Annotated in this window: 7 protein-coding genes; 2 read left to right on the top strand and 5 right to left on the bottom strand. The window is 68.8% G+C overall.

Translation table 11 applies throughout. From position 1 onward, the window contains the following. Together ACFYZZ_RS45125 and ACFYZZ_RS45120 are read right to left on the bottom strand one after the other, a co-directional pair. A partial coding sequence (locus ACFYZZ_RS45125) for an amino acid adenylation domain-containing protein (protein ID WP_389189887.1) occupies window positions 1–2,762 on the bottom strand: 2,762 nt, incomplete at its 3' end. Between the two features lie 133 nt (window positions 2,763–2,895). Then, complete coding sequence (locus ACFYZZ_RS45120) at window positions 2,896–3,576, bottom strand: FMN-binding negative transcriptional regulator (protein ID WP_389189889.1); 681 nt, start codon at window positions 3,574–3,576, stop codon at window positions 2,896–2,898. Window positions 3,577–4,300: 724 nt separating this feature from the next. On the opposite strand from ACFYZZ_RS45120, the gene ACFYZZ_RS45115 reads away from it, so the two are divergent. Beyond that, a complete protein-coding gene (locus tag ACFYZZ_RS45115) occupies window positions 4,301–5,026 on the top strand; it encodes an LmbU family transcriptional regulator (RefSeq protein WP_389189885.1) in 726 nt (241 codons plus the stop codon). Between the two features lie 215 nt (window positions 5,027–5,241). Here the strand turns inward: ACFYZZ_RS45115 and ACFYZZ_RS45110 are convergent, their stop codons facing one another. The 3 genes from ACFYZZ_RS45110 to ACFYZZ_RS45100 form a co-directional block, all read right to left on the bottom strand. Beyond that, window positions 5,242–6,501: a beta-ketoacyl-[acyl-carrier-protein] synthase family protein gene (locus tag ACFYZZ_RS45110; protein WP_389189883.1), complete on the bottom strand. Its 1,260-nt coding sequence runs from the start codon at window positions 6,499–6,501 to the stop codon at window positions 5,242–5,244. Next, window positions 6,498–6,746, bottom strand: coding sequence for an acyl carrier protein (locus ACFYZZ_RS45105; protein WP_386582013.1), 249 nt, complete (start codon window positions 6,744–6,746; stop codon window positions 6,498–6,500). The genes ACFYZZ_RS45110 and ACFYZZ_RS45105 overlap by 4 nt, the downstream gene beginning before the upstream one ends. Window positions 6,747–6,817: 71 nt before the next feature. Continuing rightward, window positions 6,818–7,762, bottom strand: a complete 945-nt coding sequence (locus tag ACFYZZ_RS45100; protein ID WP_389189881.1) for an ACP S-malonyltransferase — start codon at window positions 7,760–7,762, stop codon at window positions 6,818–6,820. 356 nt (window positions 7,763–8,118) lie between these two features. On the opposite strand from ACFYZZ_RS45100, the gene ACFYZZ_RS45095 reads away from it, so the two are divergent. After that, window positions 8,119–10,826 (top strand): amino acid adenylation domain-containing protein (locus ACFYZZ_RS45095; protein ID WP_389189879.1); only part of this gene is annotated, 2,708 nt, incomplete at its 3' end.

Raw genomic sequence — 10,826 nt, 5'->3', positions numbered from 1 at the left:
ACCGCGCCGTCCACCGGCACCACATACGCCACCAGCCGCGTTCCCCCACCGCGACCCGCCCGGGCGACGACAACCGCCTGCGCGACGGCCGGATGGGAAGCCACCGCCGCCTCCACCTCGGCCGGTTCGATGCGGAAACCGCGCACCTTCACCTGGGCGTCGGCGCGGCCGACGTACTCCAGCACCTCGTCCGCCGTCCACCGGGCCAGATCCCCGGTCCGATACATCCGCTGCCCGGCAGGACCGAACGGATCCGCCACGAACCGCTCCGCGGACAGGCGCTTCGGCCCCAGGTAACCGCGCGCCAGTCCGGCGCCGGCGATATACAGCTCGCCCACGGTACGTGGCGGTGCCGGACGCAGCGCGCTGTCCAGGACGTAGGTGCGCATGTTGTCCATGGGACGTCCGATGGGCAGTACGTCGGCGACCTGGTCGGTGGAGTCGACGCGATGGCAGGTAGCGAAGGTCGTGGTCTCCGTGGGGCCGTAACCGTTCACGACCGCGATGCCGGGGCATGCGCGCAGGACGTTGGTGACCGCGGACGGCGGCACCACGTCGCCGCCGGCCCAGACCTCGCGTACCCCGGTGAAGCAATCGGGACGTTCCTCGGCGATGGCGGCGAAGAGCCCGGCCGTCAGCCAGAGCGAGGTGATGCGGTACTCGGCGACGAGGCCGGCCAGCAGGTCGGCGTCCAGCCCCTGTGGCGGGGCGACGACCACCTGACCGCCGCGGATCAGGGGCACCCACAGTTCGAAGGTGGAGGCGTCGAAGGTGTGGGGCGAGTGCAGGAGGACGCAGTCCTGGGCGCCGCTCTCCCACCTCCGGTCCCGTGCCAGCCCGACGACGGCGTGGTCGGTGACCGTGATGCCCTTCGGCACTCCCGACGATCCTGAGGTGTACATGCAGTAGGCGGCCTGGTCCGCATGGCGCGAGCGGGCCGGCGGTGCCTCGCCGGGCAGTTCCGACACGGCGGATCGCGTGGCCGGATCGTCCAGGATCACGACGGGCAGGCCGGCCGTGGGCAGATCTCTCGCGATCTCTGAGGTGGTGAGCAACAGGGACGCCCGCGCTTCGCGGAGGATGAACTCCAGGCGTTCGGCGGGGTGGTCGGGGTCGAGGGGAAGGTAGGCCGCACCGGCCTTCAGTACCGCGAGGGTCGCCACCACCAGTTCGGGCGAGCGCGGCAGCGCCAGGGCGACCATGGTGTCCGGGCCCGACCCGCGCCGGACCAGTTCGTGTGCCAGCCGGTTGGCGGCGGTGTCCAACTCCCGGTAGGTGAGAGCGCTTGCGTCGGCGCCGGTGACCAGTGCGTACCGGTCGGGAGTGGCGGCCGCCTGCCGCTCGTAGAGGTCGGGGAGGGTGAGGTCCGGGATCGGCGCCGTCGTGTCGTTCAGGCTCTCCAGCTGGCGTCGGCGAGCGGCGGGCTGCCACACGTCCAGAGCGCCCACCCGGACACCCGGGTCCGCGGCGACCGTGCGCATCAGGACGATCAACTGGTCGGAGAGACCCTGGACGTCCGCGGCGGCATACCCGGCGGACGGGGCGTCGATGCGGATCTGCAGGTCGCCGCCCAGGCTGCTGCCGTCGATCACGGTGATCATCAGCTCGTCCAGCGTGGGAAACGAGCCTCCCGTGAAGGAGGCCGCACTCCCGTCGAAGTCCGGGCCGTTCGCGGGTACCTGGATGAAGTTGAGGATGACCCCGAGCGGGCTGCGGACGGAGCCCGACTGGCCCATGGCGCGCTTGACGTCCGATATGAGGTGCAAGGAGTGCCGCAGAACGGTGGACTTCGCGGTCGCCACCGTGGCGGCGAGGTCGGCGAAGCGTGCCGTCAGCGGCACCTTGACGCGCAGGGGAACGAAGTTGGCCATGAGCCCGGGAATGTGCCGGGTCCGTCCGCGGCGGTTGTTCACGGCCAGCGAGAAGACGGGTTCCGTCAGGTCACAGGCATGGCGGAAGAACACGGCGGCGGCCGTCGTCAGAAAGGTCGACATCGTCATGCCGGCCGCGTCGGCGGCGCGCGCCCACTGCTCGGCTTCCAGCCTCGTGATGGTGGTCGTGCGGTTCAGTACGCCGACCGAGGCGGCCACATCGGCCCACACGGAGGGGGACGACGACGGCGTGTCGGTGCCGAGGCCACCGGGCAGTCGGACCACTTCCGGTTCGTCCGCCAGATAGTCGCGCCAGAACTGCGCGTCCCGCGCGAAGCGTTCGGATTCCCGGTATCGGACGTCGTCCTCGTACAGGGGTGTCGGGTCGGCGCCCGGCCATTCCGGCATCGGCGTTCCGCGCTTGAGCGCGGTGTAGGCCTGGGCGAGGCGGTTGCTCACGGATGCCACACCGAAACCGTCCGTAACGATGTGGTGGGCGATGACCGTGAGGAAGAAGCGCGTGTCACCGAGCCTGATCAGGCCCATGCGATAGAGCAGGTCGTGTTCCAGATCGAAGGGCCGGCCCACCTGTTCGGCCATCAGGGCATGGGCTGCCGCCTCCGGATCGGCGGTGCCGCGCACGTCGTCGTAGAAGGGTTTCCACTCGCCGAGCCCGCGAGGTACGACGCGCAGCCCGTCGGTGTCCTCACGGAAGTTCACGAGGGCGGTGCCGGTCTGGCCGAGCACCGAGCGGTAGGCGGAATCCATCACGGCCGGGTCGATCTCACCGTCGATCTCCCAGACGGCGGCGAGATTGTTCGACACACTCGGAGCCAGTTTCTGGGCGAGCCACATGCTCACCTGTGCGGACGAGGCGATGACTGCGGACACGGAGGACTCACCTTTCCGACGAGATTCGGGGCCGGGCGAAACTGTGGTTCTCGGTGGTTCTTGCCACCCTTCGTGCAGGGCGGGGTGTCCCGCTGGCGGGACAGGTGCCGGTGTCCTGCCGGGCCTGCCGCCGTCAGGCTCCGGTGGACTCCTCGGCTCCCACGGCCTGGGGCAGCCGGCTCATGAGTTCGGCCACGTCGCGGTGGCGCGTGCAGGCGCTCTGCGCGAAGGCCCGCCGTACGCGGTCGGAGGTCTCCGGATTCTGTTCCTGGCTGAGTTTGAACATGCTGTCGACCCGGTCGACTTCGATTCGAAAAGCGCCAACAGCGGAAACGATCTGGCGGAAGTAGTCCACCGAGCCGGACATGTCCCAGTTGTCGCCGAACCGGGCTTCGAACGCGCGCACGGTGGACTGGACGACCCCGAGGGTCCGCTCCGCGGCAGCCTCGGCGTCGAGCCGGCTGAGCACCCCGTGTACATGCACGGACGTGAAGTTCCATGTCGGGGCGGCTGGCGTCTTCGCGTAGACGGTCGGAGAGACGTAGGCGTGGGCCCCGGTGAATACCGTCAGGACCCGCATTCCGTCCCGGAGCGACGGCCAGTGCGGATTGGCCCTGTTCATGTGCCCCAGCAGGGTCGTGCCGGTCAAATCGGCGGGTGGGTGCTCCGTTGTCTCCGGATCGAGGATGAGGGGCAGGTGGGTCGCAAACGGGACGTCGTTGTTGCTGCCGTTGGTCATCAGAACGGCCAAGGGGAAGGAGCGAACCAGGTCGACCGCCCACGAGGCGTCCGGTTCACGGTAAGGGCCGGGCACGAACAATCGAGTCACGTCCTTTCGGCGACTCGCTCGCATTTGACGGGAGCCGCGCTGATTTCAATTCGTCTCTCGTCGAGGTCGGAAGCAAGATAGTCGAGCCCGTATGGGAATAGCCAATAAAGCGTGTGCGGTTCGCCGTCGTGGTCTGCCAAGGGGATCGGGGGACGGATGGCAAGGGTGGTGCGGCAGTCCTGACGCGTTCTTAACGCGACGATGCGGGCGACACCGCCGCTGTCGTCACCGCGGCCGGTCCGAAAGGTGAGGGTGGGACGGCAACGCCACCTCAGCAGCGAGTATGCGGGGGCGGGTATGGGGACGCTCTGGCCCCGGCGACGCCCCGGGCGTTCCGTTTCGGCCATGTTCCATATAGGAGAAAGATGAACAGTCGTTGCCTGAACCATCGGCGTCTACGTCGAGAGGGGAGTCTTCCCAGGTGGCGGCGGTGATCCCGTTTTAAGGGGCGCCGCAGCCCGTGTCGGCGATGCCGGAAGGACGTCGCGCAGGTGTTTGTGTTGAGACAGTGGCGAAGTCGGGGAGTGGTATGTAAGGGTATGGCGCCAAGAGACATGAGCGGTGCGACCTTGTTTCAAGGGATACGGCTCACTTACGCGACGCAGAACGGACCATTTTGCTCCGGGATAGAAGTGAAGAACTCCTACGGCACCGGGGGACTGTCGTGGCCAGAGAAAGAAACAATACAGCAAACGCCGGCCAGCCAGTGATGATCAACGTGACCGGTCCGGTCACGCTCCGAAAGACCGGACTGGTAATTCCTGGACAATTATCCCTCAGCGTGTGGGAAAAGATAGGGACAGAACTCGCCTCGTTGACGGACTCGTCGACCTGGTGGCTCGCCGACTGGGTGCTGTACGGCGAGACCGCCTACACCGGACGGTACCGAGAAGTGATCGAACGAACGGGACTGGGCTACCAGACCCTGCGCAACTACGCCTGGGTCGCACGCCGGTTCGTTCTTCCCCGCCGACGGGCCGGTCTCAGCTTCGCGCACCACGCGGAGGTCGCCGCCCTGGGGCAGGCCGAGCAGGACTACTGGCTCCACTGGGCCGAACAAGAGGGCTGGTCCCGCAATCAGTTACGCAAGGAGATACGGGCCAGCCTCGCCGAACGGGAGGGCGCCGAGGCGCGGGCCCTGCCGACGCGGGACGAGCAGGGCTCCGCTGTGGAAGCCGGGCTGCGGTGCGACCGGTCGGACGTGCTGGAAGGCATCGCGATGCCCCGCGGGTCGAGCCGGTCGATCGAGATCCGGCTCTCTCCCGAACAGTTGACACGCTGTGAACAGCTAGCCACGGCCCACGGGCTGAGCCTGGACGACTGGGCGGCCGAAGTGCTCAGCGCGGCCGTGGACGAGTTGGAGTCGTCGAAGATGGGGCGGCAGACCGTGAGAATGGTCCGGAGTTCCTCCGGCCTCCAACCGTGTGACCGCTGACCCCTACACCTGACCCGATGGAACGGCCGGGACGGACGGTGACGCCCCATCCCGGCCCTGGCCCACCGGCCGAAGCGAGGGCTCCGCCGCGGCCGGCTCCGTGTCTTCGTGCCCACCGCCTCGACGGGTCCGCTCGTCCCTCGCCCTCGGCACTCGACTGTCGCTCGCCCTGTGCCCTCGGTACTCGTGATCGCCGGCCTCGCGTGGACGCGTCGTCAGATCGTCCGGAACGCCGTCACCACGTTGTGTCCGCCAAGCCCGAACGAGTTGCTCAATGCGCCCAGTTCGCCGTCCGGCAGCTTGCGGGGCTCCCGTGCCACGTCGAGGCGGATCTTGTCGTCGTAGTCGTCCTGGTTCAGTGTGGGCGGCACCAGACGATGGTGCAGCGCCAGGACCGTCGCGATCGATTCGACGGCCCCCGCCCCGGCCATCAGATGCCCCATGGCAGACTTCGGCGCGGTGACGACGACGTCGTCGGTGTGCGCGCCGAGCACCGAACGGATCGCGACCGACTCGACGAGGTCGCCCTGCGGGGTCGAGGCCGCGTGCGCGTTCACATGGGCGATCTGACTCGGATCCATGCCCGCGACAAAGAGCGCTTCGCGTATCGCGGCCGCCTCCCCGGCACCGGTGGGATCGGGCAGCGCGAAGTCGTACGCGTCGGCGGAGTACCCGGCGCCGGCCAGTTCCGCATACACCCGCGCCCCGCGCTCCGCCGCGTGCCGGGCCGACTCGAGCACCAGCATGGCCGCACCCTCACCGAGCACGAAGCCGTCCCGTGTCCTGCCGAACGGCCGTGCCGCCCGGTCCGGTTCGTCATTGCGGGAGGACAGCGCCCGCATGGCGCCGAAGGACGCCAGCCCGATCGGATGCAGCAGGGCATCGGCACCGCCGGCCACGACCACGTCGGCCTTGCCCGACACGATCAGTTCGCGACCGCGTCTGATCGCGTCGTTTCCCGTCGCGCAGGCGGCGTTCGGAGTCTCGACCGCTGCCTTGGCACCCAGGCCGAGGCTCACCCAGGACGCGACGGCGTCGGGCAATGCCCTGCTCGGCGTGAACGGCGAGACGTACCGGGGACCCTTCTCCTTCAGCGCGTCCCAGGCCTGGAGCAGACTGCCGATGCCGCCCATGCAGGAACCGACCGACACCGCGAGCCGTTCGCCCGGCATCGCCCGACCGCTGTCCGCGAGGCCGGCCAGCCCGGAGTCACGCCAGGCCTCCTGCGCCGCGACCACGGCGAACTGCCCGCACCGATCCAGCTTGCGCGCAGCGCTCGGAGACAGCGCCTTCGCCGGATCGACCGCTGCGGGCGCGCCGAGACGGCTCGGAAAGTCCTTGTACCCGGGATCCGTCAGAGCCGTGACGGCGGAACGTCCGGCCACCAGCCCTTCCCAGGTCGACGCGACATCGCCGCCCAGCGGTGTGACGGCTCCGAGCCCGGTGACCAGTACTCGTGTGTCCATGAGGGTCACGCCTGCTCGCGCTGGATGTATGCGGTCACCAATTCGACGGTGGGAAGCTGGTGCAGTTCCTCGTCGGGGATCTTCACCCCGAACGTGTCCTCGGCCGCCACCATGATCTCCACCATCGACAGCGAGTCGAGCTCCAGGTCGTGCACCAGGTTCTTCCCGGGCTGGATGTCGTCGAGCGGCACCCCGGCGATCTCATGGACGATCCGGGAGAACTCCGAGCGGATTTCCTCAAGGCTGGACACGATGACGCTCCTTCGATCGTGAGGAATGCGGGTTGCGTTCCCGGGACGGCCGGTACCCGTGCGGGCCCGCATGATCACGCCGGCCCCGGGGCGGTGTTGTGCTTGTCGACGAAGACACGCGCGTCGTCGAGCTGGTCGGGGGTGTTCAGGGCGAAGGCCTCGATGCCCGGCAGCGCGCGCCGCGCGATCCGGGTCAGCGTGCTGGCCGGCGGCAGCTCCAGCAGACCGGTGACACCCAGCCGCTTCATGGTCTCCATGCACAGGCCCCACCGCACCGGGAGACTGACCTGCCGCACGATCCGGTCCAGCATCTCCCGCCCGTCCGTCACGACCTCACCGTCAAGGTTGGACAGCAGCCGGGCAGGAGGCGTCAGGGGCGTGATCGCCCGGGCGCAGCGGCCGAGACGCACGGCCACGTGCTCGACCTCCGGGGTGTGGAAGGCGCCCGCGATCTGCAGCGGACGGATCCGAGTCGCCGCGGGAGGCTCGGCGACCAGCCGCGCGATGGCCACCCGCGCACCCGCGGCGACCACCTGCCCCGGCCCGTTGTCGTTCACGGTGACCAGGCCAAGGCGCTCGATCGTCGCCTGGACGTCGTCGGGGTCCCCACCGAGGACGGCGACCATGCCCGCCGCGGACTTCGCCGCCGTCGCGGCCATGGCCCTGCCGCGTTCACGGACGAGCACCATCGTCTGTTCCTCGCTGAGCATCCCGACACTCGCCGCGACCGTCAGCTCGCCGAGACTGTGTCCCGCCGCGACATCGATCAAGGCGGGCCGGCCGACCGACCGCGAGAAGAGCGCCCGCGCGCCGAGCAGTCCCGTTCCCACGATCAACGGCTGCGCTATCGCGGTGTCCCTGATGGAGTCGGCATCGGCCTCGCTGCCGTAGTGCTCCAAATCGATGCCGCACACCGTCGAAAGCCAGTGAATATGGTCGGCGAATGCCGGCTCCTCCAGCCAGGATTTCAGGAACCCGGGAATCTGGGCGCCCTGTCCGGGCGCGACCACCACAAGCATGCGCCGAAGCATCGCAAGGAAAATCCCGTTGCGGCAATCCTCGGCAATGACGACCCCAAGTCACCCACAACCACGACGACTTGGGTATGGGAAAGCCTTGACAGCGCTCGCTCGCCCGCCACGTCCCCCGCACCGGCGTGAAGTTGTCCCGCTGGCGGGACAACTTCACGCTACCGGCCAACAGTGGCAGTGGCTCGACGACCCAAAGCGACCGCGAGAATGCTGCACTTCGGGTTCTGTGCTGCCTATGGTGCTTGCCGCATTGGCGGTTCCGGACACCAATTGAGTCGTCGTTGCCGACCCGTCTGTGCGGGCTCCCGTACGCATCAGCTGGATGACCGAGGAATAGAGGTCACATGATTCCGTTGTCGTTCGCGCAGCGTCGGCTGTGGTTCATTCACCGGTTCGAGGGCCCGTCGGCCATGTACAACGTGCCCTTCGTCCTGCGGCTGTCGGGTTCGCTGGACGTACAGGCGCTGGCTGCGGCGGTACGGGATGTGGTGGTCCGGCACGAGAGTCTGCGGACCGTGTTCGTCGAGGACGAGGACGGGGTGCCGTTCCAGCGTGTGCTGCCCGCGCACGAGGTCGCGCTCGACGTCCCCGTCACCCAGGTCGGGCGCGAAGCCCGCGACGCGGCCGTGCACGAGGCGGTGACGTACGCCTTCGACCTGGCCACGGAGATTCCCGTACGCGCCCGGCTGCTGCGCGTCACGCCCGAGGAACACACCCTCGTCCTCGTCGCCCACCACATCGTCTGCGACGGTGAGTCCGCGGCACCCTTCGCCCGGGACCTCGTCACCGCGTACGCCGCGCGCCGCGACGGACGGGAACCGGGGTGGAAGCCCCTCGACGTGCAATACGCCGACTACACCGTGTGGCAGTCCGAGCTGCTCGGTGACGAGTCGGACCCGGAGAGTGTGGCGGCCGCACAGACGGCATACTGGCGCGACGAACTCATAGGCGTCCCCGCCCCGTTGGACCTGCCGACCGACCGTCCCCGACCGCCCGTGGCCGGCCGGCGTGGCGGCCTCGTCGAGCACCCGCTCACACCCGAACTGGTGTCGGCGGTCGAGGAACTCGCGCAGCGCACCGGCTCGACGGTGTCGATGGTCCTGCAGTCGGCTCTCGCTGTGCTGCTGCATCAGTTGGGGGCCGGTGAGGACATCCCGATCGGCGCGCCGATCGCCGGTCGCACGGACGAGGCCCTGTCCGATCTGGTCGGGTTCTTCGCCAACACGTGGGTGCTGCGGGCCGATCTGTCCGGGAACCCGAGTTTCGAGAAGCTTCTGGAGCGGGTGCGGGGCAAGGCGCTGAGTGCGTACGACAACCAGGACCTCCCGTTCGAGCGGCTGGTGGAGCTGCTCAACCCCGAGCGTTCCACTGCCTACCAGCCCCTCTTCCAGGTCATGTGCGCCTGGCAGATCGCCTGGCCGGAGCTGCGACTGCCCGGACTGACAGCCGAGTTCGAGCCGCAGACGACCGGAGAGGCGAAGTTCGACCTGTTCTTCAACATCATCCCTGACGCCACCGGGGGCGCGCAGATCCGGCTCGAGTACGCCGCGGACCTGTTCGACCACGGCACCGCCGAACGGATCGCGGAACGCTTCGAGCGAGTCGTACGGCAGGTGGCCGCCGATCCCCGGACACGCGTCGGCGCCGTCGAGGTGCTGGACCCCGAGGAGCACGAGGCGCTGGTGGTGCGGGGGGTGAACGAGACCGCGGTCGCGGTGTTGCCGGTGTCGGTGGGGGAGTTGGTGGAGCGGCGGGTTGCCGTGTCGCCGGATGCGGTGGCGGTGGTGTGCGGGGATGTCTCGCTGTCGTATCGGGAGGTGGATGCGCGGGCGAACCGGCTGGCGGGGGAGCTGGTGGCTCGGGGTGTGGGTGTGGAGTCGGTCGTGGCGGTGGCGTTGCCGCGGTCGGTTGAGTTGGTGGTTGGTCTGCTGGGTGTGTTGAAGGCCGGGGCGGCGTATGTGCCCGTGGATCCCCGGTATCCGAGCAGCCGACTGGAGTTCGTACTCACGGACGCGGGCGCGGAGTCGGTGCTGACGGACCGGGAGACATGGGCCGGTCTGGGGCTGCGGACCGATGCCGTTCCGTTGTTCCTGGACGACCTCGACCTCACGCAGGGCGATGGTTCGGTCTGCGGGGTGGGGGTGCGGCCGGAGAACGCGGCGTATGTGATGTATACGTCCGGGTCGTCGGGTGTGCCGAAGGGTGTCGCGATCACGCATGCGAACGTGGTCAATGGTGTGTCGGCGCTGGCCCGGATCATGGGTGTGACGGCGGGTTCGCATGTGCTGGCGACCAGCTCCGTCAACTTCGACGTCTCGGTCTTCGAGATCTTCACTGCCCTCAGCCAGGGAGCCACCGTGGAGGTGGTCCGGGACGTCCTCGTGCTCGGTGAACGCGATGAGGTCCGGGTGGGACTGGTGCACACGGTGCCGTCCGCGTTCGCCGAACTGCTCGCAGGCTTCACGGGCGAAGAGGAGATCGACACGCTCGTCTTCGCCGGTGAGGGTCTGTCGGCGGCGTTGGTGGAGCGGGTGCGGTCGGTGTTGCCCGGGACGCGGGTGGTCAATGCGTATGGGCAGACGGAGAGTTTCTATGCCACTGCGTTCGCGGTGTCTGGGGAGTTGCGGGGGTCGGGTGCGGTGCCGGTCGGTGTGCCGATCGACAACATGCGCACCTATGTGCTGGGGCCGGGTCTGACACCCGTACCGCCGGGTGTGGTGGGTGAGTTGTATGTGGCGGGTGGGGTGGGGCGTGGTTATCACGGTCGGTCCGGGCTGACGGCGGAGCGGTTCGTGGCGGATCCGTTCGGTCCTGCCGGGCAGCGGATGTATCGGACCGGGGATCTGGTTCGTTGGACGGCTGACGGGGTGCTGGAGTACGTCGGCCGTGCGGATGTCCAGGTCAAGGTGCGTGGTCAGCGGGTTGAGCCGGCCGAGGTGGAGGCGGTGCTGGCGGCGCATCCGGCCGTCGCGCAGGCGGTTGTCGTCGCCCGGGCGGGTCGCGGTGGGGGAACGCGGCTGGTGGCGTATGTGGTGCCGGTGGACGGCGCGGT

Origin of the sequence: Streptomyces sp. NPDC001816 (genome assembly GCF_042892235.1) — a bacterium.
Lineage (GTDB): Bacteria > Actinomycetota > Actinomycetes > Streptomycetales > Streptomycetaceae > Streptomyces.
Note: the sequence above shows the minus strand (reverse complement) of the source record. Positions and strands in the feature narration are given on the sequence as shown.